The organism is Winogradskyella immobilis, from assembly GCF_021887715.1.
In the GTDB taxonomy this organism is placed as follows: Bacteria; Bacteroidota; Bacteroidia; order Flavobacteriales; family Flavobacteriaceae; genus Winogradskyella; species Winogradskyella immobilis.
In genome coordinates this window covers 95,245-121,154 of the sequence record NZ_JAIQXX010000007.1, presented here as the reverse complement: position 1 = coordinate 121,154, position 25,910 = coordinate 95,245, and the positions used below count along the sequence as shown (strand labels likewise).

Here is a 25,910-nt window from a genome sequence, read left to right as displayed (position 1 = left end):
CAAAAGAAATTTAAGTAATTACTGAGATAAAGACTCTGGTTTTGATGGTAAAATCCACTCACTATGCGAAAAGGAATTCCAATCTATTTCAGCCAAGTCTACTTTAGGGTCGATAAACCGTTGAGATCGTTTTCCGTTAACACTAACATAGGATCTAACATATATAGAAATTGTTTTTCCTTCTTTGGCAAATTGTCGTTTAAGACGTTGAGAAAATTGCCAAATCATATCTGGTTTTGTAGCTAGATTTTTTAATTGTTTTGCGCTTAAATGATCTTTTAAACGAATAGGAATGGTATTGTTTGTAGCACGGTCAATAATTGTAAAATAGATTGATCCACTTTTACTACGTAGCATCATACGCCAAGATAGACGATGTCCTTCTTCGGTCCATAACACATTATCTTTAATAAAATAATGACGAAGTGGTAAACCGACTTGAATACTAAAAAAAATGACAAAACCAATTTGAAATATTTTGGCGTATCTCGGAGTTTTAATTTCAGAATCAACATATAAAGGTTTCTTTTTTAAAAAGATATTCTGAATGGTTTTAGCGTCAAAAAAGAACAAGGTAAAGGCTAAAGATAAGTATGGAAAAATACCAATTTGCAATACTATGGAATTAAATAAATGAAAAAATATAGAAGCAAAAAATGCATATTTGCGTGTTTTTTTCCAAAGTAGTAATGGAATGATAAGTCCATCAAAAAGAATTCCTGCATAAGCAATAAAGTAATGTACATATTGCTGTTGAAGCAAACCTCCGATAATAGGATAATTTGCCTTCCCTTTCATTAATAAACCAACAACAGAAGCATCTAACCAATCTGGGTACAATTTTGCAGCTGAAGCATAGGTGTAGACAATAAAAAGCTGAATTACAAATATCCATTTGCACCAGTTAGGCATTGATATACGTTTTAATTTTGGGTTTAATCTTACATCAATCGACGCATAGCGATGTGCTGGTAAAATGACCATAATAAAACTCAAAACCATTAAAAGATAATAATGATTATTATACGATGATTTTTGCATTAAATATGTGCAAGACCATAGTATTGCAAATGCTAAGGCACTAGCTCTGTATTTATAACCTATCATGATTAGAAAACCAAATATGCCCATTATAGCATAATAAGCATACATCCAATTTCCTGGTAACGGTTGTAACCATTCAAACCCAATAAATGTAAATGTAAATTCAGGATCTATAAAGACACGTTTAATCCAACCTGTAAAAATGGCTCCAACGGATTCTAAAAAACATAGCAACCCAAAAATAATTCTGAAAACAATTAAAGAGGAATTATCTATATGTTTAAATAAAAAAGTTTTCATTTTAGAGTTTCAATATAATTTAAAGAAGCTTCTTTATCGCGCTGTAATTGTTGGCGTAATAGATCTACAGAGTCGTATTTACGTTCATCCCTAAGACGCGTATGCATTTCAATTTTTAAAGTTTTATTATAAATATCGGTATTGAAATTAAAAAAGTGAACTTCAATAGATTTTGCTTTTCCATCTACCGTAGGATTGTTTCCAATATTCATCATCCCATAAACAGTAATAGTATCAATTATAGAAGACACCACATAAACACCATCTTTAGGAATAAGTTTATAATCTTCTTTGATATGTATATTGGCTGTTGGAAATTTAATAGTTCGCCCTATACGTTTTCCTTTAACAACAGTACCCGTTAAAAAGTAGGTGTATCCTAAATATGAATTGGCTAAAGAGACATTGCCATGATCTAGGGCTTTTCTTATTTTTGTAGAACTTACTGTAACGTCTTCAATATCTTGAGCTGTAATTTCTTCAATTCCAAAATGGAACTCGTTAGCAAACATTTTTAAATCATTAATATTTGCGCTTCTATTTTTGCCAAAATGATGATCGTAACCTATAACAATTTGTTTTACGTTTAACTCATCTACCAATATGTTTTTTACATAGTCTCTAGCTGATAGGTCAGCAAAATCTTTAGTAAATGTCTTAACAACAACACACTTAATGTTAAACTGTTTTAATAATGCAATACGCTCATCAATTGTATTTAACAGCCTAATAGAGCTGTCTTTTTGAAGCACCATCCTTGGATGCGGAAATAATGTTAGCACAGTTGCGTTTAAATCTTTGACTCTTGAAATGTCTAAAACTCTGTTCAATATTTTTTGATGTCCAATATGAAGACCATCAAAAGTGCCAATGGTAACAACACTATTCTGGCATGAAGATTGTGAATTTTGATTTTCTTTTGACATCATAAAAATAAAACACAAAATTACATTTTGTTTTAGTTATTGAGGTAAAAGCAAGAATTAATTTTGAATGATAAATTTTGAAACCATTATTATAAAAAGTAGTAAATTGACAATTAAAAAATAGAATTTAAGTTTCTAATAGAAATGAAAAAGACATATACGAATCTAAAATTTGTTTTAGTAACCATACTCTTATTATCTTTTTTAACAGGTTCTGCTCAGAATAATAGATTTTGGACAAAAACAACTAAAGATGTAGCATCAAGAAGTACAGTGCTTGCAAGACAATCACAACCCGATAAGGCTAATTATTACAGATTAGATATTGAAGGCTTAAAGCAAATATTGGCTAATGTACCTAAGCGAAGTGCACAAGGTTGGGCCAATGCAGTTACTATAGATTTCCCAAATTCTAATGGAGAGTTTGAAGCTTTTAAGATTATAGAAGCTTCAGTGATGGAACCACAACTTCAAGAGAAATATACAGGATTGAGATCTTATGTTGGTCAGAGTTTAAAAGACGCGAGTTCTACCATTAGATTTAGTATTACCACTTTAGGGTTGCATGCTATGATATTAACAAGTAACACTTCAACTCAACTTATAGATCCTTTTGCAACCAATAACTCTTATGTTGTATATAACAAAGGAGATATATCGAGTTCTAATGTTTTACAATGTGATGTCGTTGATGCTAAGTATGAAACATCTAGTCTACAAACATTTAATAGAAATGCGGATGACGGAATGCTTAGAACCTATAGAATAGCAATCGGAACAAGTGTTGAATATACTAATTTTCATGGAGGTACAGTTGCTTCGGCTATGGCAGCCATTGTAGTGTCTTTAACTAGAATTAATGGAGTGTACGAGAGAGAATTAGCTATTACATTGCCTTTAATTGCCAATAATGATCAGTTGATATCTACTAGTGGGAACTCAATTTTCGGAAATACTTCAGCAGTAATTAATACAAGTACTAATACCATAAATGGTATTATAGGAGCTAACAATTACGATATTGGTCATGTGTTTTCTACAGGTTCTGGAGGAGTAGCATTTTTAGCGTCGGTATGTACAACAAATAAAGGAGGAGGAACAACCGGATTAGCAAACCCAGCTGGGGATACTTTTGATGTCGATTTTGCAGCTCATGAAATAGGTCATCAATTTGGTGCAAACCATACATGGAATGGAAACACTGGCAGTTGTCAGCCAAATGATATGAGTCCGTCAACGGCTTTTGAACCTGCAAGTGGGACGACCATAATGGGTTATGCTGGAATTTGCCCTCCACAAAATGTTCAGAATAACAGTGATGACTATTTTCATCAAATTAGTTTACAAGAAATTTTTACCAATATCACAATAGGCAATAGTACCTGTGCAACATTAACTGCAACAGGGAATTCAGCTCCTACAGCAGAGGCAGGAGATTCTTTTACTATTCCGGCATCAACACCGTATAAACTTATTGGAGCTTCTACTGATGTAGATGGTACAGCATCACATACATTTACTTGGGAACAATTTGATTTAGGACCTACAGGTGTGCCTACAGACGTTACCGCTTCTGGACCTGTAGTCAGAAGCCGAAGAGGAACTAACGATCCTATAAGGTATATCCCAACATTAGATCATATTATTGCTAACGGAGGAGTTTCTGATACATGGGAACGTTTAGTGTCCGTTTCTAGAGATCTTAATTTTAGACTAACAGTTAGAGATAATATTCCTACTGGCGGACAATCTGCAGTAGATGATATGCGCGTTACTGTTGATGCCAATGCTGGTCCTTTTATAGTAACTTCGCAAACAACAACTGAAACCTGGAATGCCGGATCTGTACAAACGATAACATGGGATGTCGCTGGGACTGATGGAGGATCAGTAAATACACCAAACGTTAATATTTTATTATCTATAGATGGAGGATTTACTTATCCTTTTACACTAGCCTCTTCAATTCCTAATAATGGGTCTGCAAATGTATCTATACCTTCTGTAGGCTCCGATGTCTCTACGGCTAGAATTATGGTTGAAGGAGATAATAATATTTTCTTTTCAATTAACACTACGGATATATCTATTGAAGAATCAGAATTTACGCTAACAGCGGATAATGATATTATAAATGTTTGCACACCTGACGATGCTGTTTTCAATTTTACGTATAATAGATTTTTAGGATTTACTGGAGAGACTTTCTTTTCTACTACAGGATTGCCTTCTGGAGTTACGGCAACATTTAGTCAAACTTCAGCCGTTGCAGATAATACTAATGTAACATTAACGATTTCAGGCATAGGAAACTTAGCATTAGGAAACTATCCGTTTTTTATTGTAGGAACGTCTGGATCTATCGTTAGAGAAACTGCAGTTCAATTCAATGTGTTTGATGCTAATTTTGGAACGATTAATCTGATAAGTCCGCCAAATGGAGATACAACTGTTATGGCTAATAATGCCATGTTTAGTTGGTCGGCAGATACCAATGCATTAACTTATGAAATAGATATTGCTTTAGATACTAATTTCGCCAATATTGTAGAAAGTGCTACGGTAAGTATGCCTAATTATACTGCAACGAACCTTGCCTCTAACACTATGTATTTTTGGCGTGTAAGAGCAGTAAATATTTGTGGTGTAGGAGCGTATTCTGAAGCTAATTTTACCACAGTTGATATTCAATGCCAAACGTTTAATGCTAGTGATACTCCTATAAATATTCCAGATAATAATGCAACAGGAATAAGCTCTACAATAGCTGTAAATAGTGGAGTGATAATAACAGATATTAATGTTACAGTTAACATTACACATACTTGGGTAAGTGATTTAATCCTGTCGCTTGAAAATCCTGCAGGTGACCGTATTATTTTGTCTAATAGAAATGGTGGTAGTGGTGATAATTATAATGGAACAGTCTTTGACCAAGAAGCAACATTTTCTATAGCTTCTGGCGTACCACCTTTTATAGGATCATTTGTCCCCGATGGTGATTTGTCAAATTTTTATGGAGGCGTATCTAGTGGAGATTGGAGTTTAATAATATCTGATAATGCAAGTCAAGATATTGGTCAATTAAATAGCTGGGCAATTGAAATCTGTGGATCACCTAGTCCAGATTCAGATGGTGACACTATTCCAGATACTGTAGATAATTGTCCTATGATTGCCAATACAGATCAGAGCGATATGGATAATGATGGTGTTGGAGATGTTTGTGATGACGATATTGATGGAGATGGAATATTAAACGGAGACGATAATTGCCCTACAATAGCAAATGCAAATCAAGAAGATATTGACGGAGATGGAATAGGTGATCCTTGTGATGAAGATTCAGACGGAGATGGTATTTTAAATTTAGATGATAATTGCCCATTAATACCAAATATAAACCAAGAAGATTTAGATGACGATGGTATTGGTGACCCTTGTGATTTAGATGACGATGGAGACGGAGTTTTAGATGATGTGGATAATTGCCCATTAACGTTTAATCCAGATCAAAGTGATGTGGATGCAGACGGATTAGGAGATGTTTGTGACCCAGAATTAACCGCTAATGAAGTTGTATCTCCTAATAATGATGGAGTTAATGATACATGGACTATTATTAATATAAACCTCTTTCCTGATACTACAGTTAAGATCTTTAATCGATGGGGAAATGAAGTTTTTAGTTCAAATAATTATAATAATGATTGGGGAGGAACTAATGGTAATAGTGGAAGTCTTTTGCCGAGTGGATCGTACTACTATCAAATTGATGAATCAGGAGCAGGAACTAATATTATTACAGGTTGGTTATACTTAGTTTACTAGTAAAACCCATAAGGAAGAAAAATGAAACACTATACATATATATTACAAATCGCTATATTTCTTATTGTTGGTAATTTGTTTGGACAGCAACAACCCAATTATACGCTTTATAGATATACCATGAATGTCATTAATCCGGCTTATGCGGCTTGGGATGGAGAAACTACATTTACATCGAATATAAGATCACAATGGGTAAACATAGACAATGCTCCAGAAACCAAAAGTTTCTTTGCTGCTACGCCAATAGCAGACCGATTGGGCTTGGGAGTATCTGTGATTACGGACGAAGTTTTTATTGAAAAAACAACGAGTTTTAATTTGGATGTGTCATATTACTTGCCTATTAATAGAGATTTGGATCTCTATCTAGGATTAAAAGCAGGAGGAAGAACGTATAATGTAGATATCGATGGGTTAAACGCAAATCTTCCTATAGATCCAGCTATTGGTAATGTAGATACAGGTTTTAGGCCTAATGTAGGTTTAGGAGCTTATTTAGTGCACGAAAAATATTTTGTGTCGTTTTCTATACCGAGTTTAATACTCAGCGATAGGATTGATAACGATAACGGAAGAGTAACTATAGGAACAGATAAAACGCATGCATTTTTGTCTGGAGGTTATAATTTTAAAATAAATAGAAGTACAGAATTAAGACCATCAACATTAGTAAGGTATGTTGATGGAGCTCCGCTTTCTGCAGATTTAACAGCTGCAGTACGATATTTAGAACGTTACGAAGGCGGAATTACTTATAGAACAGATGCTGCTTGGGCAGCTTTCTTTTTGATAAACCTAACAGATTGGATAGATTTAGGATATGCTTATGAAGGCACTTTAAGAACCGAACTTAATAACATCACCAGTGGTACTCATGAGTTTTTAGTGCGTTTTAATTTAGGAAAAGGATTGTTTAGTTCTTATTAAAAGAAGTTGACAGCCATTTAAGCTAAACGATAACCCTAAGCTTAGATTTATCAGAAAAATTGAAATACTTTTTAAGAATATCATAAGGCAAATAGAAAGCCTTAGACAAATCTTCATTAGAATAATTTAATTCTTTTTTATGTAATTCATAAGCATTTCTAAATATGACAGGCTTATCAATATCTACAAGTGTTTTTTCTATTTTACGTTCACCCATTCTACTTAATTCAATCATAAAATAAGTGGCTCTATTATCAGGAATACTTCGTAAATCTTTTGCTCTTCTTATAATAGATTGTTTTGACGTATGCCAATATTTTTTTAATGGAGCTAAGTCATATAAACTCAATCCAATTAAGGAGTTTTGAATACCAAAAGCAGGCATTAAAAATTCAGAGGCGAAACGATTGGCTTCGTTCTCTTTTAGTTTTTCATCACGATGTGTTGGATTAGGAAAATCACCTGCACAATGCATTAAAATATGACCTAACTCATGAGCAAGAGTGAATCTTTTTCTATCATTAGGAAAGTTTCTATTAATAACTATAACTGGATTTCCTTTATCTGTTTTAAATGAAACACCATCAAATTTGTCAGTTACATCATCAAATTCTATAACAACGACACCATTACTTTCAAGATGATTAAATATATTTATAACAGGTTCTCGCTTATCAAGACCCATTAATTTTCTAGTAAACTTAGCTACTTCTTCTGGTGTATATTCTTCAGGGTCTAATGGTCTTAAAGAAAAATCAGGATAATCAACTGAATCATTTAACTGGTCTACTAAATAACCAATGATTTTATTATTTGACTCTAATTGTACTTTTACAGCTTTAGTTATACCTGACTTTTTCCTATAATGAGCAATATCAATATGATTGTTGATAGTTTTAGTGAAAAATTTTATAGGAAAATTAAGAAAACTAATTAATTCATAAATAACATTCTCAGATAAAACATCAAATCCTTTTTCAAATTTTGACAAGTTAGACTGAGATAAACCTTTAACTTTTTTTGATAAATCAGTTTGACCTATTCCTCTATATTCTCTAGCAAATACAAATTGTGAGTGGTTAAATTTCATAGTTTTAAAATTTCAAAAATTATTCTAAAATTTAAGGTGTCGATTATTAATTATTCATTAGAAGCTTTTTTTCTAACTAATTGCTCTTTTAAAGAGACTTTTACAGTATTATTTTGTGCAATAGGTTTAAATAAAGTTTCTGTACTTGTTACATCATTTTCAGTAACAATCCATTTAACTTGATTTTCATCAATGTACACTACTTGAGGAGATACTATTTCCCCCATTCTATCAACTTTGTATCCAAAAAATAATATTGGATCATCCTGATAGACGTCACTACTAAACATTGGCAAACTCAATTGATTAGAAATTGTGTTTACATGTTTTGTCTTAATATTCATTGGCATATTATTGTTGTTCAATTTTTTTACTAGGAAAATATAATCATTCAACCTTAAAATAAACCTTTTGTAATTACCCCATTTCCAATTATTAGAAAATTCAACTTGCAAACTCTCAACTATTGAAGTGTTTAAAACAGAAGCATCAAAACGAACTTTTGATTCTGGATTAAACATAGATGAAACCTTATTAAATTTTTTAACACCTCTATTAAAAGCTTTGAAAATTCTGGGTAATTCCTTTTTTAAATCTAGCAAGCATTCATCCTGGGAGACTTGCCGTCTTTTTCCACTGCGCATTGTGGAATCAATTTTTGTTACTATATTTGTCATACGAAATTATGATTTTTGGGACACCTTAAATCAAAGAACATAAAAAGAACTCTGCGTCAACAGAGTTTTTTTTCAACTACAAATATATAAAATTAAAAAATAGTTGTAATATTTTGTCAGATAAGTTGTGAAAAGTTATTAACGAAGAAAAACGACTGTGAATACTCTGCATGATTCATGCAACTGAATACCTAAACGGAATTTATTGCAATTTACTATCTTTCGGTTACTGCGGAAAGAATCCTGGAGATTTTTCAGTAACGATATATTACACAAATACGTTAAGAATAATGTCTAAAAAACGAAAACCGAATTAAAAGATTGAGAAAAAAAGAAATATTTTGGTTAATCGGAACAACAAGTTTTGTTCTAATTTTAACACTTTGGGTTTTCAGAATTGATGGACTGAAATCTGAGGCATTTACTGATATAAATATTCACGACACATATTTTGTGATTGAAAATAGTCATCTAATTTTTTTGATAATAACGTTGATTTTCTTTGCTGTTTACCTAATACGAATGTTAAGGCAGAATTTTAAAAACCTAACTGCGAATCTGGTTTTTATGATAAGCGGATTATTGAGCATTTGGATTCTAGCAGGAATGATTTCAATGATTAATTCTCTTATTGGAGTAACAGAGACAACTGAACATAATCTTCATGTAACAAACAATATGTTTAACAATGTTTCAATAATTCTATATTTAGCTCAAATATTAATAGTTGGGTTAATGGCGTATAGCGGATTTAAAACTGTACGAAATTATAAACAAGCGAAATAAAAACACACAATATCTACACAAACACATTACTTTCCATTAAAACTATTCATGGTATTGTTAACCCCTGAAAGAGCAAAAGATTTAATTAATGCAATAGAGGTGTCTAAACGTTCATTGAGTTTTGAGTATTCTTCGTCAGACCATTTGCCTAGCACATAATCAATTTGTCTTCCTTTAGAAAAGGTATCACTAATACCAAACCTAAAACGATTATATTTTGTGGTTTGTAACTTATCTTGAATATCTTTTAAACCATTATGTCCGCCATCACTTCCTTTTGTTTTTAGTCTAATACTTCCAAAAGGTAAATTTAAATCATCGGTAATAACTAATAAATTCTCTAGTGAGACTTTCTCTTTTGTCAACCAATATTTTATAGCTTTTCCGCTTAAATTCATATAGGTGCTTGGTTTCAAAAAAATAAAAGTTCGTCCTTTAAATTTATAAGTAGCTATATCTCCTAATTTATCTGTAGAAAAAGAAAAATCTTCAGTCTTAGCAAAATGATCTAACACTTTAAAACCAATATTATGTCGGGTATCATTATACTTCTCTCCAATATTGCCCAAACCAACAATTAAGAATTTTTTCATGTCTGTGCTATTTTCTTTTTTAGAATTAAATAATTGAGAAAACCATTTAAGCATAAATATAGAATTTCTTCAAAAATAAAAAAGCATCCTGAATAACAGAATGCTTTTGAGTATTTACTAAATAGTTATTATCTATTCTTGAGTCGCTTCTGCTGCTGGTGCATCTGTAGCTCCTTCTTCAGTAGTAGTAGCATCTTCTTCCTCTTCTTCCTCATCTTCAACTATAGCAGCTCTAGATCGTCTTACTTGACAAACCACCGTGTTATCTGGGTGTAAAAATTTGTAAGCATCATTTGCTAGTTCAGTAATGTATAATTTACTGCCAATTTTAAGAGGAGTAATATCTGCTTCTATAAAATCAGGTAAGTTAGCAGGTATTGCTTTTACTCTAAGTTTACGTTGGTTACGTCTTAAAACACCACCGTTTAAAACACCTTTAGATGTTCCGATAATATGAACAGGAATGTTCATAGAAATTTCTTTATCATCAAAGATTTGATAGAAATCTATGTGTAGAATTCTATCAGTTACTGGGTGAAATTGAATGTCTTGCATAATTGCATTAAGAGACGTTCCGTTATCTAAGGCAATCACAACCGTATGCGCGTCTGGTGTGTATACAAGTTTAGAGAATGCCAATTCTGGTGCTGAGAAATGCAATGGCTTATCTCCTCCGTATATAACGCAAGGAACCTGACCAGCATTACGTAAGGCTTTTGTTGACTTTTTGCCTACGCTTTCTCTTTGAGATCCATTAATTGTAATTGATTTCATTTTAAAAGTTTAATTTAAATTATTAAATACCTCATTTTGAGGGCTGCAAATGTAATAATATATTATGAAAAAGCGATGACTAGTTTAAGTTTTTTTATAGCCATATAGATCTATGTATTTATATAGAAATAGAATACTATATTTACATTACAAATTTAGAACTGATGGATTTGTTATGATGAACATTTTGCATCACTTCGGCAAATAGATTTGCACAGCTAAGCACTCTAATTTTTTTACTCTCTTGTTTAAGAGGAATAGAATCTGTGACTATAAGTTCTTCGAGTTTAGAGTTTTCAAGACGCTCATACGCATTGCCAGATAATATTGGGTGCGTACAAATGGCTCTTACGCTAAGAGCACCACGTTCCATCATTAAATCTGCAGCTTTAGTCAATGTGCCTGCTGTATCAACCATATCATCAACTAAAACGACATTTTTACCAGTAACATCACCGATTAATTCCATATGAGAAATAACATTGGCTTTAGCGCGCTGCTTATAGCAAATAACAACATCACTTTCTAGCGCTTTTGAATACGCATATGCACGTTTAGAACCTCCCATATCTGGAGAAGCAATAGTAAGATGGTCTAGATTTAACGATTTTAAATACGGTAAAAATATAGTGGAAGCAAATAAATGATCTACTGGTTTTTCAAAAAAGCCTTGTATTTGATCGGCATGTAAATCCATAGTAATAATCCGAGTCGCACCAGCAGCCTCTAACATCTTAGCTACTAATTTAGCAGCGATAGGTACTCTAGGTTTATCTTTACGATCTTGCCTTGCCCAGCCAAAATAAGGTAATACAGCTGTGATATGTCTTGCAGAAGCACGTTTAGCAGCATCGATCATTAAAAGCATTTCCATTAAATTTTCTGGACCAGGATTTGTAGAGCCAATAATAAAAATACGTGTGCCTCTAATAGATTCTTCATATGAAGGTTGAAATTCTCCATCGCTATACGTTGAGGTAATAACATTACCGAGTTTAACACCATAAGCGGCAGCTATATGGTTGGCTAAATCTTTACTCTGTGTACATGTAAATATTTTGGCTTCTGTTGTTTCGTTAAGCATGAGTTGTGTTGTTGTTAGATGTGTTTTTTATAGGCCTCAAAGTTAGAAAATTATTTGTCTAGCCGAAACTATAACCCTTACTATTTTAATAGGAACAACTCATAATTTTTTTCTATTTTTGCAATCCGAAATTGCTCAAGTGGCGGAATTGGTAGACGCGCCGGATTCAAAATCCGGTTCTTTCGAGAGTGTGGGTTCGATTCCCACCTTGAGTACAGATCAAAACCTCAACTATTTAATTAATAATAGGTTGAGGTTTTTTTATTTTAAACTTAGTTCTTTCAAAAATCAAAGTGTTCTTTAAATAGTTTAGATTGTCGTCTTGATGTTTGTATTTCTATATTATTATTCATAATTATTTTAAGCGTTCCTTTAAAATAAGGAATGACTTTTTTAATCATTTTAATATTAATGATTTGTTGGCGACTGGTTCTAAAAAATAATCCTTTGGGTAATTTGCTTTCTATCTGGTTGAGTGACTTATAAATCAATGGCTTTTTATCGTTAAAATAGACTCGTGTATAGTTACCGACAATTTCGAATAAAATGATATCTTTTATAGTTATCATCCAACAATTCTCACCATCCTTAATAAAAATCTCACTGTTTTCAGAGAACAAATCACTCCTATGAAGCCTTTCTTTGCTTTCTATAATAGGCGTTAATTTTTTGATGGTTTTTGCAAAACGTTCACTGTCTATTGGTTTTAACAAATAGTCAAAGGCATTATACTCAAAACTTTTTATGGCGTATTCATCATAGGCAGTAGTAAAAATAACGATAGGGATTTCATCTAACATTTCTAGAAGTTCAAAACCGTTTTTTCTAGGCATATTGATATCTAAAAATAATAATTGAGGAAATGTACTCGTCATCAATTGATATGCCTTATTAACATTTTCAGCTTCTCCAATGATTTCAATTTGTGAATATTCGCTTATGAGTTCTTTGAGCTCATTTCTAGCCAAACGGGAATCTTCAACGATAACAGCGGTCATTTTTTTCATAAGATTGGAATTTTAATTGTAGCCGTTACTAGATTATTGTTTTCAGAAAGTGAAAATCTCGCTTTTTCAGCATAAAGTAAACGCAACCTTTTTTTAATATTGCTTACTCCTATTTTTGTAGTGTTTTTGACATTATTTAAGGTACCTGTATTGGTTACTCTTATTTCTAAATTATTGTTGGTATCAAAAACTTTTAGAGATACAATGCCTCCTTCTTCTAAATCAGAGATTCCGTGCTTTACTGCATTTTCTACAAGGATTTGTATGAGCATAGGCGGAACTTTTATATCTAAAAGATGTTTAGGGACTTCTTTTTCAAATGTAAGTCTGTCTTCTAAATGAATTTTTGAGAGTGCTATATAATGTTCTACCATTTTTATCTCATTTTCTAAGGCAATGGTATCGATATTGTTTTTAGCTAGAGAATACCGTAACATCTCAGACAAACGTGTAATCATTTCTCTTGATTTTTCAGCATCTTCACGTATCAACCCTTTAATATTGTTAAGGCTATTAAACATAAAATGTGGGTTGATCTGTCCTTTTAAAGTATTCAATTGCGCTTCTTTTAAGTTGGTTTCTAACTGTAAACGTTCTAATTTATTTTCATTAATTCGCCTGCTATTTTTAATTAAAAAATAAAAGAATAACCAAATGAAAATAACTAAAAATGAACTGAAAAAACTTTCTAAAAAAGTGTTTTTATCAAACTTTTCAATATGGTTTGCATAATGGTTACGTATGGGATTTGTAATAAAAAAAGATACAGAGAGTAGTATAGAAGCAACACTATAAGCGATACTTATTTGAATGACTTCTCTTTTCTTATACTGGTCAAAAGATAACTGATTTTTTAAAAAATATCGTAATAATGTAGTACATAAAACACCGAAGAAAAGTGTTGTTATACTATATAGAATTACAGAGTATTTATAAGGATATTCTATATTAAACAGCTCGTTAAGTCTTTGTGCAGCAACAAATAATCCCCATCCAAAGAGCTGTAAAACCCAAAACCAAGTAGTATTCGTTAATTTCATCTATGGTTTCTTAAATAAGAAGAATGATAAAAGTGCAATATTTATTTTGTATGTGCAATAACCCAATCTTTAATCATTAGTAATGCTTTTGGCGAAAATGTTTCTTCAATCTGTTCATATTCTTCTACACTTCCTGTTTTGGCAGTTTGGAACAAATGATTTAATCCTTTTAATTCTTTAATAGTTGTTTCTGAATTGCCTCCTTCTTCTATAGCTTCTTTTATAGCAGCTAAATGAATTTTAGAACTCACCTGCGAATCTTTATCACCATTAATTGCAAGTATAGGGCATTGTACTTTTTCCCAAAACTGTTTAGGGTCGGTTTTAAAAAAATAGATGTTCTTAGGATTGCTAGCTGCTTTTGTATGACCAGTAATTTCATTATCTGTTAACAAGTTAATGTAGGGATTATTTGCATTTTCTTTTCGAAAAAGCTCTAAATCTTTTTGTACCAATTCAGAAATTTTACTAAAATCGTTTTCTTCTTTAACAATAGTAAATGCTCGTTTTAAAATACGTTCGTTAAAATCGATTTCATTAGTAGAAACACCTCTTAGTTCTGCCTGACGACGTTCTTGAGATAGTAAGAGTGTTAATCCGTCTGCTCCAGTTCCCGCTAATGAAACAATAAACGCTATACTCTTATCTTTAGAAGCAACTATAGGTGCTATTAAACCACCTTCACTATGACCTATTAACCCAATCTTTTGAGGACTTATATCCGTTCTGGTTTTTAGATACCGTATTGCTGCTTCAACGTCTGTCGCTAAATCTTCAGAATTAGTATCTTTTAAAGTTCCTTCACTTTGCCCTACACCGCGGTCATCATACCGCAAAACGGCAATACCCTTACGGGTAAGATAATCTGATAGTACTAAAAACGGCCGATGATTAAAAATTTCTTCATCCCTATTTTGCGCACCCGTACCCGTAATTAATATCGCTACAGGTGGGTTTTTAATATCTTTTGGAAAGGTAAGTGTTCCTGCCAATTTTATATGATTTGCTTTTGAGTTTGTAAAACGTACTTCTTCTGAAGAATACGGATATGGTTTTTTTGGATCTTGAGGACGTACTTTTTTAGTTGTTTCTTTTATTAGTAATCGTGAAAGTTTAAAAGATAGACGGTTTGTTCTTTGTGTATAACTACCCGATAGGATACCATCTTTTAATTTGCCATCAAATACAATGCCTTGACCTTCAATAGTAATTAGTAATCTATTGTCATTAAAAGTTGTACTGGATGTTTTAAAACCCATAACTTTTTGACTCAAAAAATCTATCGTACTACTATAATTTCCATCTGTTTTAGAAATATGAAAATTAATAGGTAATGCAATGTTATCGCCTCTCACTTCTCCCGTCCAATCCCCTATAATATCCTGAGCATTTGACGAACACGATACGATTAAAAATGCTATGCTGCATATGATTATTATTTGCTTCATTTTATTGTTTTGTTTTTGAAGTAATCCAGTTTTTAATAATATCGAGCACCTTTGGTGCATAGGTTTCATCTATGCTAGAAACAGCTCGTATACTGCCTCGCTCTGTGGTGGTCTGAAAAAAGTGATTGATATTTTCCAGTTCCATTGCCGTCACATCTGTATTGCCACTTTCTTTCAAAACAGTTTCAATAGCAGGTAAATGTGTTTTTGCATTTCGAATCACATCTTTATCTCCATTTAAAGCTAATACAGGACATTTTATTTTTGATAAATATTCTTTAGGATGCACTTTAGATCCTTCAAAAGGTTCTCCGGGACTACCTAATAGAATAGTGAAATCTATATTATCATTTCTTGAAGCTACTATTTGAGCTACATAGCCTCCATCACTATGCCCCAATACCCCTATTTGCTCATCGTTGATGTCTGTTCTAGATTGTAAAAAAGAAAATGCGGCTTCCACATCTGTAGCTATTTCTTTAAGAGTAATACCCCGTTGTGAGCCTTTACTGTCTCCAACACCTCTATCGTCAACTCGCAGTACACCAATACCATTTCTAGTTAAAAAATCAGACAATACTAAAAATGGACGATGTCCAAACATAGCTGCATCTCTATCTTGCCCACCATCTCCACTTATAAGTATAACTACAGGTGGTTGTTCAACATTTTCAGGCAAGGTTAAAGTTCCTGCAAGTTCAATGTTATTGGCATTATTATTAGTAAATTTTATTTCTTCGGAAAGATATGGATAAGGTGCTTTAGGGTCTTGAGGTCTTGTTTTACTTATAACATCTTTAGTCATTCGAGTAAAATCTAAAGGAAAACTATTTCCTCTTTGTGTAAACGTTCCTGAAATGACATCACCTCCAAAAACACCTTTATATTGCATTTGCATATTTTTTACAGTAATAGTCAATTCATTATTTTGAAACGTAGTATTTGTGGCTTGAATATCTTTTGCTCCTTGTGAAGGAACATCCATAGTAGTTTTATACGTATCTCCAGATGTTACAATATGAAAATTGACAGGCAGTTTTGTGCCCTGAACATTTAAGGTTCCTGTCCAATCACCTTCAACAGTTTCTGTACAAGAGAAACATAATAAAATAAATACGGTTGCTATACATAGTATTAGAGTTCGTTGCATAATCGATTTCGTTTTTTTGAATTAATCCGTGAAATTAGAAGGCATTGTTCTTTCGGAAAAGTAAATTATGACGAACGGTTATTAACTATTATAAAAGGATATATCCAAAAAGTAGACCGCTCATCAGAGCTAGTGACCGCTTGTCATAAAACACTTAGAGTCTTTTATATGCACGATTACTTTTATCTCTCATTCAAAAGAATATTAATTAAAATTTAAACAAATGAAGAATTTAAAACGAATCTTATTACTATTATGTTTAGTAGGCGCTTTAGGAATGAATGCCCAAAAGAAAAACAAACAAACAGTAGATTACACAGAACAAATTGAAGCGTTTAAACAATGCTTTAAAGATAGAAGTGGTGATAAATTAAAACCTTATTTAAGTTCTGATATTGCATTCCCACCTTTCTTACCAAAAGAACACGTAACTCCAGATCGTATTGACAATGTATTAAGTCAATTATTTACGAAACAGTTAAATTCTATGGAAGTTAAAAAAAGTAAACCAGGAAAAGTAACTATAGCGTATAATATTGTTGGTGCTGGTAAGCGAAAGTCTGCATACTATTTAATGATGAAGGCGAAATTACTAAAATAGAGATTATTGAAAATCTTATGAAAGAAGCTAGAGCAAAAAGAAATGGACAGTAAATAGTTTTCATTAATTTAAATAAAGAGAAAAACGATGAGAACTAAATACATATCGCTATTATTTATATTCATAATTTCTATGGGTGTAAACGCTCAAGATTATAGTGAGGTCATAGAAATTTATAAAGAATGCTTTAAAGATAAAAGTGGTGATAAATTAAAGCCCTATTTGAGTTCAGACTTCACGATTTCTGGTGTATCTAATAAAGAACAAATACCATTAGCACTTAATCAATTGTTTACACAATTACCACTTACTTCTTTGACAGTAAAAGAGACTAACACAACTAACACGTTAATTAATTATAATTTTAATGGTTTGGGGGAACGAACTTCCGCTATGCATTTTAACGATAAAAGAAAAATTACAAAAATTGAGTTGTTTGACAACCTTGTTAACGAGTCAAGAGAACGAAGAAATGCAAAACCAAACCCCGATAAAGAATTATCAAAAAAGTATCCTTCAAAAAAAGTAACTTTTAAAGTTACCGATAAGAGAACCGTTTATGGTGAACTGTATGAAGTAGGTAAAGATAGCTCTGTTATATTACTTTGTCATCAATCCAATTTTAATAAATATGAATATGTAGATATAGCACCTAAACTAAATGAACTAGGCTTTAACTGTTTAGCTGTAGATTTGACCACAGGAGGTGATTTTCAAGGGGCAAAAAATGAAACTATTGAAAAAACCGCAACACCTATAGATCGAAATTCTATGCTTATTGTTTATGCTGCCGAAGAAGAAATAGCTGCAGCTATAGATTATTTATACCAGAGGTACAATAAACAAATTACCATTTGGGGCAGTTCTAGTTCTGCTACTTTAGGAATATTTGCCGCTTCACAAAGTGAGAAAGTAAATGCGGCTATTGCTTTTAGTGCTTTTGATCACTTTCGTGAAAACAAAACATCATTATCAGTTCTTATTCCTAAAATAGATAAGCCGTTGTTTATGTCTTCTGCAAGAGTAGAAGCGTCTATTATATCTGATTTATTAAAAGGAATTGTACTTAAAGAAAATCAAGTTCATTTTACACCCAAAGGAACAGGAGAACACGGATCCAAAGCTTTATGGAACGGACGAACAGATGCAAAAGAATACTGGGATGCTCTAAAACCTTTTCTAAATACTATAAAGAAAATATAGATGGTACGGTCATATTCCCTATATTAGTAATAGTAAGTATATTATTGAGTTTGATAACAGGATTAATCACAGAAAACTAGAGTTAAATAACAATGAAACATAAACCTGTACACTTCGCTATTTATATTGATGATATGGATAGAGCGAAAACATTTTATTCTAATTTATTTGGATGGAACTATAATAATTATGGACCAGATGATTTTCTTCAAATAAAAGATAGTGATACTAATGATGCACAACTTATTGGTGCTTTACAATCCAGAAAATATAGTCCAATAGCTGAAAAGATAAATGGGTTTGAATGCTCTATTGAAACTGAAAATATAGATGAGTTAATACTAAAAATTAAAAATAATAATGGTGAAATTGTAATGCCAAAAACTGAAATTCCCCATGTAGGTTGGCTAGTCAAGTTTTTAGATACTGAAGGAAATATACTTTGTGCAATCCAATATCATAAAAGAGTATAATGGCAATTACAAGAGAAATTCATCCCGATTTTTGGAATCATTTAAAATATAAGGATCAAGAATTAATTGATGTTTATTCAGGTTTACGAAACTTTATCTTAGATTTATATCCTGAAAGTTGCGAGTTATTATATCATACACATGCATTGACATCGGTATATTCTGTTTCAGAAAAAATGGGAGATGCTTTTTGTATGATTCCCATTTATACCAATCACCTCAATTTAGGATTCAATAAAGGTGTTTTACTTCCCGATCCAAAAAAATTACTACAAGGCACAGGAAAACATATTAGACATATCCCTATTAAGACTCACAAAGATTATAATAAAGAATCTATAAAAAATTTGATTTTATCTGCAGTTGAATTCTCTAAAAAAGACTCTACAATTAAAACAAAATTTGAAGGGCAAATAATCTCTAAAATTAAATAATACTCAAATCTTAATATTTTTTTAATATAAATATAAAGCCCGTTTAGTTCTGTTGAGGTTTTTTTATATAAATGTCATTTTTAAACATCTAAAAAACATTTTTTACTTTCATAATTATCTAATAATTGTAACTTTGGTTCAACCCTAAATAACAATAATTATGTTGGATGAATTTTGGTTTAATGTCAAATATGGCATTAATCATGTTTTAGATATTAATGGTTACGATCACGTGCTTTTTTTAATGGTACTTGCTGTGCCTTATCTTTTTAAAAATTGGAAACGTGTACTTCTATTAGTTTCCTTATTTACTATCGGTCATACATTATCCTTAGTTTTAGCGGCTTATGATGTTGTCTCAGTTAATGGGAAATTGGTTGAGTTTTTAATACCTATAACCATATTAGTAGCAGCGATATATAATGTGTTTACAGCAGGCAAACACGATAAAAATAAAAAAGTAGGCTTACTTTTATTTGCAGCACTATTTTTCGGTTTAGTTCATGGCCTTGGTTTTGCACGTGAGTTTACCATGGTTTTTGGTGGAGCAGATAACAAACTAGTGTCATTATTAGAGTTTGCTCTAGGTATTGAAATTGCACAAATTATCATTGTATTTGTAGTTTTATTTTTCGGCTTCTTATTTCAAACTATTTTTAGATTCTCACAACGCGATTGGGTAATGGTACTCTCGTCTGTAGTTGTAGGTTTGGTAATACCTATACTCATAGAAAACAATATTTTTTAACCCTAAAGTTTGGTAAAACTTTAACTGACAGGCGTTGTATATAAAATAGTAAGCGCCTATATTCGTTAATTACAATAACAATCAATAAAATTAATGTCTCAAAAAAAACAATTACGTTACGATAAAGCTTATTTGCGTATGGCATTAGAATGGGGTAAACTATCGCATTGTAAACGTAAACAAGTTGGAGCAATAATTGTAAAAGACCGTATGATTATATCTGATGGTTATAATGGAACACCAACAGGCTTTGAAAATTATTGCGAAGATGATGAAGGCTATACAAAATGGTATGTCTTACATGCAGAGGCCAATGCCATATTAAAAGTGGCATCTTCAACGCAATCATGTAAAGGGGCAACGTTATATATAACACTTTCACCATGCAAAGAGTGTAGTAAACTCATCCATCAGTCAGGCATTACTAGGGTTGTATATTCTAGAGGCTATAGAGATGATTCTGGATTGCGATTTCTAGAAAAAGCTGGTGTTCAAATAGAATTAATTGAAGAGGAGGAAGCTAATGTCTAACACAAAAAAGTACATACCGCTTATTATTGGTGTTGCTATTGCAATAGGTGTTTATATTGGTGGAAAATTAAATTTCAGTGATACATCAGACCGTTTGTTTACAACAAACAGTAAAAAAGATAAGCTCAATCGACTTATCGATTATATCGATTATGAATATGTAGATGAGATTAATACCGATAGTATTGTAGATGTTACTGTCAATGGTATTTTAGATAATTTAGATCCACATTCAACTTATATTCCGAAAAAAGATTTACAACGCGTTAACGAAAACATGAAAGGAGATTTTGTAGGGATAGGTGTTAATTTTTATCCTTATAAAGATAGTATAGCGGTAATACGTCCGTCTGAAGGAGGCCCAAGTGCTCGTGCAGGTATTATTAGTGGCGATCGTATTATTATGGCAGATGGAGATACTATTTATGGAAAGTACCTGACTAACGATTCTATTGTATCTAAATTAAAAGGCGCAAAAAACACTAAAGTTAAACTCAAAGTGTATCGTCCACAAACTGACGAATATATAGACTTTGTTATAAAGCGTGGAGATATTCCTATTAAAAGTGTTGATGCCGGATATTTACTCACAGATAATTTAGGATACATAAAAATTAATCGTTTTGCTGAATCTACCTATAAAGAATTTAAAACAGCTTTAGATAAATTACAAGATCAAGGAGCTACAAAATTAGTGCTAGACCTTCGAGATAATCCAGGAGGATTTTTACATATCGCAGTACAAATTGCAGATGAGTTTTTAGAAGATGATAAGTTGATTGTTTTTACAAAAGACAAAAAAGGAATAGAGAAAAGAACCTATGCTACTAGAAGAGGAGATTTTGAAGAAGGAGATATATACATTTTAATGAATGAAAATTCAGCTTCGGCAAGTGAAGTTGTAGCTGGAGCATTACAAGACAATGATAAAGGAGTTATACTAGGAAGACGCTCTTACGGTAAAGGTTTGGTTCAACAAGACATGGCCTTAGGAGACGGAAGCGCTGTTAGATTAACGGTTTCTAGATATTACACACCTACAGGACGCTCTATTCAAAAACCATATACTAACGGAAACAATCGCTCGTATTATAACGATTATTTTAAGCGATTAAGAACGGGTGAGTTTACAAACTCTGATAAAATAAAAGTTGCAGACTCTTTAAAATTTGAAACTCCTGAAGGTAAAATAGTATATGGCGGCGGAGGTATTATCCCAGATGTATTTGTGCCATTAGATAAATCTTTCGATAATGAAACCATTAACTATATGCGTCGCGTTGGACATTTTGGGTTTTTTGTGTTTGAAGAATTAGATAAAGACCGAAGCATATATAAAGATGTTACTAAGCGCGACTTTATAGATAATTTTGAAGTTAGTGATGATATCGTTGTGCGCTTTCAAGAATTTGTAAATCGAAGAGAACGTACTAACATTACATTTGTGGCATATAATGATGTGATTAAGCGCTTAATAAAAGCCACTTTAGCACGTCAGTTATATGATGACAATGCATTTGAAGAAATCATTAACAGTGACGATATAATGATTGAAGAAGTTATTCTTCTAAGCAAAGAAAACCCAGAGCTTAAACAGTAAATCTTATAATTTAAGCCAATACTTATTTTTGCAATTTTTCTATTTTTTTAGATATTCTAAGAATCTGTAATAAAATTATAGCACATGCAGCTGCAATAATTGTAACAATAGCAGTAAAGCTTTCCCCATCTAAAAGGGCATCAAAATTTAGCTTTGTTGTATTAAAAATAATTAACGCTACTGCTATAATTGAAAAAACAAGTGTAAATACTTTCATAATAATATAGAATTAAACGAATAAAGCCTTTATGTTATGAGCAAATAACTTTACGGCTATAGCTAACAAAATTACGCCAAAAACTTTTCTAATGATTTGTATTCCGTTTTTTCCTATAAAACGTTCTATACGTGCTGAAGTCTTTAGTACAATAAAAATAACTAAAACATTAACGATTACGGCAATAATAATGTTTTCAATTCTAAACTCAGCACGTAAGGATAATAATGTAGTTAAACTACCTGGGCCAGCAATAAGTGGAAACGCTAACGGAAATACAGAGGCAGTTATGGCATTGCTTTCTTCTTGTTTATAAAGGGTAATACCCAAAATCATTTCTAAAGCGATAAAGAATAAAATAAAAGCACCAGCAACTGCAAACGAGTTGACATCTACGCCTATAAAACTTAACAAGCGTTCTCCTACAAATAGAAATAAAATCATAATAGAACCTGCTATTATTGATGCTTTTTCACTTTGTATATGACCTACTTTTTTGCGTAGATCTATAATTATAGGAATATTTCCAATAATATCTATTACGGCAAATAATACCATAAAGGCAGTGACTATTTCTTTAATGTTGAATTCCATTTTTTATAGATTTAAAATTCGCCGCAAAGTTGCAATTTAAATCCTGATATTCAATGCACTATTCTAACTTTTTGTGTTAAGCTGAAAATGCATTAAAATTTGCTTATAAGAGGCACTTTTTTGAAGTATATAGCAGAGTTATATAATAGGAAAAGTAACGAGTTATGAGTGAATTAGAATCATTTTTTAAGCAATAGAAAAAGTTAAGAAGAGTGCACGCTAAATATGTGTAAACTTTAGTATTTTTGAAGCATGTTTCAACTCGGAAAAACCATAGTCTCAGAAGATATTATTGAAAAAGATTTTGTCTGTAATTTATCGGCTTGTAAAGGTGCATGTTGTATCGATGGAGATGCTGGCGCGCCTTTAACAGAAGATGAAGCTAAAACATTAGAAGAGATTTATCCAAAAGTGAAACCTTTTTTGCGTAAAGAAGGTATTGAAGTAATAGAAAAACAAGGCACTTCAATTACTACAGTTTTTGGCGAAATAGAAACCCCATTAATTGGTGGTGCAGATTGTGCTTACGTTATTTTTGATGAAAAAAAGACAGCACTTTGTGGTATAGAAGAAGCCTATAACCAAGGTGAGGTAGATTGGAAAAAACCCGTATCGTGTCATTTATATCCAATTCGTGTTAAGGATTATTCAGAATTCTCTGCAGTTAATTATGACAATTGGGAAATTTGTGATGATGCCTGTGCGCTTGGTAAAGAATTGCAAGTGCCAATATATAAGTTTGTAAAAGAAGCTTTAATTAGAAAATTTGGAGAAGATTGGTATGCCGAATTAGAGCAGGTAGCAAACAAAATGCAAACCAAAACATAGTCAGTATGGACGTGTTTTTATTATCTCAAAATTTTTCCAAACAACTTAAAATTGCAAAAAACAATTATCTTCAAGGTGATGTAGTTATTGTAGATCAATTTGAAACATATATAAATGCTTTTAAAGCTATGGATTTAAATCTTCTAGATAACGATCTCAAGAAAAAAGCATTTTTTATAAATCTATATAATGGATTTACAAGTTATTTAATTATTAAAGAAGGTGTAAAAAAGAGTGTAAAAGAAATCCCCGATTTTTTTAAGATTCCTATAATTACATTAAATCAATACACCTTTTCACTAGATGACATAGAACATGGTTTGCTTCGTAAAAATGCCCGAAAACATATTTTACCTAATGATAAACGCCTGCAATTTATGGTCGATAACTTAGATTATAGAATCCACTTTGCTCTAAATTGCGGAGCATTATCTTGTCCACCTATTGCAAATTACACTTTGGCAAATATTGATGCTGAATTAAATTTAGCGACATCGGTTTTTACCGAAAATGAGTTTATAATTGATGATAAAACACAAACAATTATGTGTTCTGAAATTTTTATTTGGTATAAAGAAGATTTTAGTAACATGTATTTAGATCATCCAAAATTTAAAGATTATTCAGTAATTAAAAGGCCTTATAGTTGGTTTCTGTAATTTTTATTTTGTTTATAATCTAACTATTTATTTGAGTATTAAAAACCCTTATTTTTAAAGTCTTTAAAGGTTTTTTAATACGAAAAAACTTACTTTTTTGCATTAAACAAAATATTGTAAATACTTGATAATCAAATTTTTAAAATAAATCTAATAAAAGGTTCATCTTTTTGAAGGAATTTTCGTGTTGTTAAAAACTTGTTGACAATGTTTATAAAATTACCTTTCATTATCAACTACAATTTTGAATATTTGTTAGTCTAGAATGATACCAAAATTCGCTATTAATTTTTTATAAAAACAATAACAATGTCGCAAACAGTAGAGCCCATTTTACAAGAAAACAAAGATAGATTTGTAATATTCCCTATTCAACACCATGATTTATGGGAGTGGTACAAAAAATCTGAAGCGAGTATGTGGACTGCTGAAGAAATAGATTTACATCAAGATCTTACCGATTGGGCAGAAAAGTTAAACGACGATGAGCGTTACTTTATTAAACATATTTTAGCATTTTTTGCGGCGAGTGATGGTATTGTAAATGAAAATTTAGCAGAGAATTTTGTAAACGAAGTACAATATAGCGAAGCAAAATTTTTCTATGGATTCCAAATTATGATGGAAAATATTCATAGCGAAACCTATTCTTTACTTATTGATACTTATGTAAAAGATGAAAAAGAAAAAGCGATGCTTTTTAATGCCATCGAAACATTTCCTGCGATTAAGAAAAAAGCAGAATGGGCATTAAAATGGATTGATTCGCCAAGTTTTGCAGAGCGTTTAATTGCATTTGCTGCAGTAGAAGGTATTTTCTTTTCAGGATCTTTTTGTTCTATTTTCTGGCTTAAAAAACGTGGTTTAATGCCAGGTTTAACATTCTCAAACGAACTTATTTCTAGAGATGAAGGTATGCATTGTGATTTTGCTGTGCATTTACACGAAAATCATCTGGTAAATAAAGTACCAAAAGAACGTATAAAAGAAATTATTGTTGATGCTTTAAATATTGAAAGAGAATTTATTACGGAATCTCTGCCTGTAAGTTTAATAGGTATGAATGCAACTTTAATGTCTCAGTATTTAGAGTTTGTAACTGATGGTCTTCTCGTAGATCTAGGTTGCGAAAAAGTATACAATACAGCAAATCCTTTCGACTTTATGGATATGATTTCGCTTCAAGGTAAAACAAACTTCTTTGAAAAGAGAGTAGGAGATTACCAAAAGGCTGGAGTTTTAAATAAAGAAGTTGACGAGGATAAATACAATATGGATTTCGATTTTTAATCGAGCCATCTCATTAATAAAACAATTTATTAGAAAACGCATTTTACAATTT

At 31.7% G+C, this 25,910-nt stretch carries 26 protein-coding genes and 1 tRNA gene; 14 read left to right on the top strand and 13 right to left on the bottom strand.

Going from position 1 to position 25,910, the window contains the following annotated elements; genetic code table 11:
• Window positions 1-18 precede the first annotated feature (18 nt).
• Together K8Z87_RS07305 and K8Z87_RS07300 are read right to left on the bottom strand one after the other, a co-directional pair.
• Window positions 19-1,344, bottom strand: a complete 1,326-nt coding sequence (locus tag K8Z87_RS07305; RefSeq protein ID WP_227476836.1) for an HTTM domain-containing protein — start codon at window positions 1,342-1,344, stop codon at window positions 19-21.
• A complete protein-coding gene (locus K8Z87_RS07300; RefSeq protein WP_227476835.1) occupies window positions 1,341-2,273 on the bottom strand; it encodes a bifunctional riboflavin kinase/FAD synthetase in 933 nt (310 codons plus the stop codon). The genes K8Z87_RS07305 and K8Z87_RS07300 overlap by 4 nt, the downstream gene beginning before the upstream one ends.
• 141 nt (window positions 2,274-2,414) lie before the next feature.
• Here K8Z87_RS07300 and K8Z87_RS07295 point away from each other — a divergent pair, with 141 nt between their 5' ends.
• On the top strand, window positions 2,415-6,101 hold the full coding sequence (locus K8Z87_RS07295) for a thrombospondin type 3 repeat-containing protein (protein WP_227476834.1): 3,687 nt from the start codon (window positions 2,415-2,417) through the stop codon (window positions 6,099-6,101).
• Between the two features lie 21 nt (window positions 6,102-6,122).
• The gene (locus K8Z87_RS07290) at window positions 6,123-7,031 is read left to right on the top strand and encodes a PorP/SprF family type IX secretion system membrane protein (protein WP_227476833.1); all 909 of its coding nucleotides are present in this window, start codon (window positions 6,123-6,125) and stop codon (window positions 7,029-7,031) included.
• 22 nt (window positions 7,032-7,053) lie between these two features.
• On the opposite strand, the gene K8Z87_RS07285 is transcribed toward K8Z87_RS07290, so the two are convergent.
• Together K8Z87_RS07285 and K8Z87_RS07280 are read right to left on the bottom strand one after the other, a co-directional pair.
• Entirely contained in the window at window positions 7,054-8,121 is a 1,068-nt protein-coding gene (locus K8Z87_RS07285; RefSeq protein ID WP_227476832.1) for an XRE family transcriptional regulator, read from the bottom strand.
• Window positions 8,122-8,171: 50 nt separating this feature from the next.
• Window positions 8,172-8,798 carry a hypothetical protein gene (locus tag K8Z87_RS07280; RefSeq protein ID WP_227476831.1) on the bottom strand — a complete coding sequence of 209 codons (627 nt, stop codon included), beginning with the start codon at window positions 8,796-8,798 and terminating at the stop codon, window positions 8,172-8,174.
• A gap of 321 nt (window positions 8,799-9,119) precedes the next feature.
• On the opposite strand from K8Z87_RS07280, the gene K8Z87_RS07275 reads away from it, so the two are divergent.
• Complete coding sequence (locus K8Z87_RS07275; protein ID WP_227476830.1) at window positions 9,120-9,584, top strand: hypothetical protein; 465 nt, start codon at window positions 9,120-9,122, stop codon at window positions 9,582-9,584.
• A gap of 26 nt (window positions 9,585-9,610) precedes the next feature.
• Here K8Z87_RS07275 and pth read toward each other — a convergent pair whose 3' ends face one another.
• The 3 genes from pth to K8Z87_RS07260 all read right to left on the bottom strand — a co-directional run bounded on the left by pth (window position 9,611) and on the right by K8Z87_RS07260 (window position 12,035).
• Entirely contained in the window at window positions 9,611-10,177 is a 567-nt protein-coding gene (pth, locus tag K8Z87_RS07270; protein ID WP_407704198.1) for an aminoacyl-tRNA hydrolase, read from the bottom strand.
• A 132-nt stretch (window positions 10,178-10,309) separates the two neighbouring features.
• On the bottom strand, window positions 10,310-10,951 hold the full coding sequence (locus tag K8Z87_RS07265) for a 50S ribosomal protein L25/general stress protein Ctc (RefSeq protein ID WP_227476828.1): 642 nt from the start codon (window positions 10,949-10,951) through the stop codon (window positions 10,310-10,312).
• Window positions 10,952-11,093: 142 nt separating this feature from the next.
• Complete coding sequence (locus K8Z87_RS07260) at window positions 11,094-12,035, bottom strand: ribose-phosphate pyrophosphokinase (protein ID WP_227476827.1); 942 nt, start codon at window positions 12,033-12,035, stop codon at window positions 11,094-11,096.
• A gap of 133 nt (window positions 12,036-12,168) precedes the next feature.
• On the opposite strand from K8Z87_RS07260, the gene K8Z87_RS07255 reads away from it, so the two are divergent.
• Window positions 12,169-12,250, top strand: a tRNA-Leu gene (locus K8Z87_RS07255).
• Window positions 12,251-12,316: 66 nt separating this feature from the next.
• Here K8Z87_RS07255 and K8Z87_RS07250 read toward each other — a convergent pair.
• The 4 genes from K8Z87_RS07250 to K8Z87_RS07235 are packed head-to-tail and all read right to left on the bottom strand — an operon-like array spanning window position 12,317 to window position 16,680.
• Window positions 12,317-13,042, bottom strand: coding sequence for a LytR/AlgR family response regulator transcription factor (locus K8Z87_RS07250; protein WP_227476826.1), 726 nt, complete (start codon window positions 13,040-13,042; stop codon window positions 12,317-12,319).
• On the bottom strand, window positions 13,039-14,082 hold the full coding sequence (locus K8Z87_RS07245) for a sensor histidine kinase (protein ID WP_227476825.1): 1,044 nt from the start codon (window positions 14,080-14,082) through the stop codon (window positions 13,039-13,041). Before K8Z87_RS07245 ends, K8Z87_RS07250 begins: the two co-directional genes overlap by 4 nt.
• Before the next feature lie 41 nt (window positions 14,083-14,123).
• A complete protein-coding gene (locus tag K8Z87_RS07240) occupies window positions 14,124-15,530 on the bottom strand; it encodes an alpha/beta hydrolase (RefSeq protein WP_227476824.1) in 1,407 nt (468 codons plus the stop codon).
• Between the two features lies 1 nt (window position 15,531).
• The gene (locus K8Z87_RS07235; RefSeq protein ID WP_227476823.1) at window positions 15,532-16,680 is read right to left on the bottom strand and encodes an alpha/beta hydrolase family protein; all 1,149 of its coding nucleotides are present in this window, start codon (window positions 16,678-16,680) and stop codon (window positions 15,532-15,534) included.
• A gap of 223 nt (window positions 16,681-16,903) precedes the next feature.
• Here K8Z87_RS07235 and K8Z87_RS07230 point away from each other — a divergent pair, with 223 nt between their 5' ends.
• The 7 genes from K8Z87_RS07230 to K8Z87_RS07200 all read left to right on the top strand — a co-directional run bounded on the left by K8Z87_RS07230 (window position 16,904) and on the right by K8Z87_RS07200 (window position 22,270).
• On the top strand, window positions 16,904-17,281 hold the full coding sequence (locus K8Z87_RS07230; protein WP_227476822.1) for a hypothetical protein: 378 nt from the start codon (window positions 16,904-16,906) through the stop codon (window positions 17,279-17,281).
• An 87-nt stretch (window positions 17,282-17,368) separates the two neighbouring features.
• Window positions 17,369-18,484: an alpha/beta hydrolase family protein gene (locus K8Z87_RS07225; protein WP_227476821.1), complete on the top strand. Its 1,116-nt coding sequence runs from the start codon at window positions 17,369-17,371 to the stop codon at window positions 18,482-18,484.
• A 92-nt stretch (window positions 18,485-18,576) separates the two neighbouring features.
• Window positions 18,577-18,957: a VOC family protein gene (locus K8Z87_RS07220; protein WP_227476820.1), complete on the top strand. Its 381-nt coding sequence runs from the start codon at window positions 18,577-18,579 to the stop codon at window positions 18,955-18,957.
• Window positions 18,957-19,391: a DUF1801 domain-containing protein gene (locus K8Z87_RS07215; protein WP_227476819.1), complete on the top strand. Its 435-nt coding sequence runs from the start codon at window positions 18,957-18,959 to the stop codon at window positions 19,389-19,391. The genes K8Z87_RS07220 and K8Z87_RS07215 overlap by 1 nt, the downstream gene beginning before the upstream one ends.
• Before the next feature lie 160 nt (window positions 19,392-19,551).
• Window positions 19,552-20,139, top strand: coding sequence for a HupE/UreJ family protein (locus tag K8Z87_RS07210; RefSeq protein WP_227476818.1), 588 nt, complete (start codon window positions 19,552-19,554; stop codon window positions 20,137-20,139).
• Window positions 20,140-20,232: 93 nt separating this feature from the next.
• Window positions 20,233-20,670 carry a deoxycytidylate deaminase gene (locus K8Z87_RS07205; RefSeq protein WP_227476817.1) on the top strand — a complete coding sequence of 146 codons (438 nt, stop codon included), beginning with the start codon at window positions 20,233-20,235 and terminating at the stop codon, window positions 20,668-20,670.
• The gene (locus K8Z87_RS07200; protein ID WP_227476816.1) at window positions 20,663-22,270 is read left to right on the top strand and encodes a S41 family peptidase; all 1,608 of its coding nucleotides are present in this window, start codon (window positions 20,663-20,665) and stop codon (window positions 22,268-22,270) included. Before K8Z87_RS07205 ends, K8Z87_RS07200 begins: the two co-directional genes overlap by 8 nt.
• A gap of 22 nt (window positions 22,271-22,292) precedes the next feature.
• On the opposite strand, the gene K8Z87_RS07195 is transcribed toward K8Z87_RS07200, so the two are convergent.
• Both K8Z87_RS07195 and K8Z87_RS07190 read right to left on the bottom strand, forming a co-directional pair.
• Complete coding sequence (locus tag K8Z87_RS07195; protein ID WP_227476815.1) at window positions 22,293-22,487, bottom strand: hypothetical protein; 195 nt, start codon at window positions 22,485-22,487, stop codon at window positions 22,293-22,295.
• Window positions 22,488-22,499: 12 nt separating this feature from the next.
• Window positions 22,500-23,081, bottom strand: coding sequence for a MarC family protein (locus tag K8Z87_RS07190; protein WP_227476814.1), 582 nt, complete (start codon window positions 23,079-23,081; stop codon window positions 22,500-22,502).
• A 252-nt stretch (window positions 23,082-23,333) separates the two neighbouring features.
• Here K8Z87_RS07190 and K8Z87_RS07185 point away from each other — a divergent pair, with 252 nt between their 5' ends.
• The 3 genes from K8Z87_RS07185 to K8Z87_RS07175 all read left to right on the top strand — a co-directional run bounded on the left by K8Z87_RS07185 (window position 23,334) and on the right by K8Z87_RS07175 (window position 25,858).
• The gene (locus K8Z87_RS07185; RefSeq protein ID WP_227476813.1) at window positions 23,334-23,909 is read left to right on the top strand and encodes a DUF3109 family protein; all 576 of its coding nucleotides are present in this window, start codon (window positions 23,334-23,336) and stop codon (window positions 23,907-23,909) included.
• A 5-nt stretch (window positions 23,910-23,914) separates the two neighbouring features.
• Window positions 23,915-24,568 carry a DUF547 domain-containing protein gene (locus tag K8Z87_RS07180; protein WP_227476812.1) on the top strand — a complete coding sequence of 218 codons (654 nt, stop codon included), beginning with the start codon at window positions 23,915-23,917 and terminating at the stop codon, window positions 24,566-24,568.
• A gap of 309 nt (window positions 24,569-24,877) precedes the next feature.
• Window positions 24,878-25,858, top strand: a complete 981-nt coding sequence (locus K8Z87_RS07175) for a ribonucleotide-diphosphate reductase subunit beta (protein ID WP_227476811.1) — start codon at window positions 24,878-24,880, stop codon at window positions 25,856-25,858.
• Window positions 25,859-25,910 lie beyond the last annotated feature (52 nt).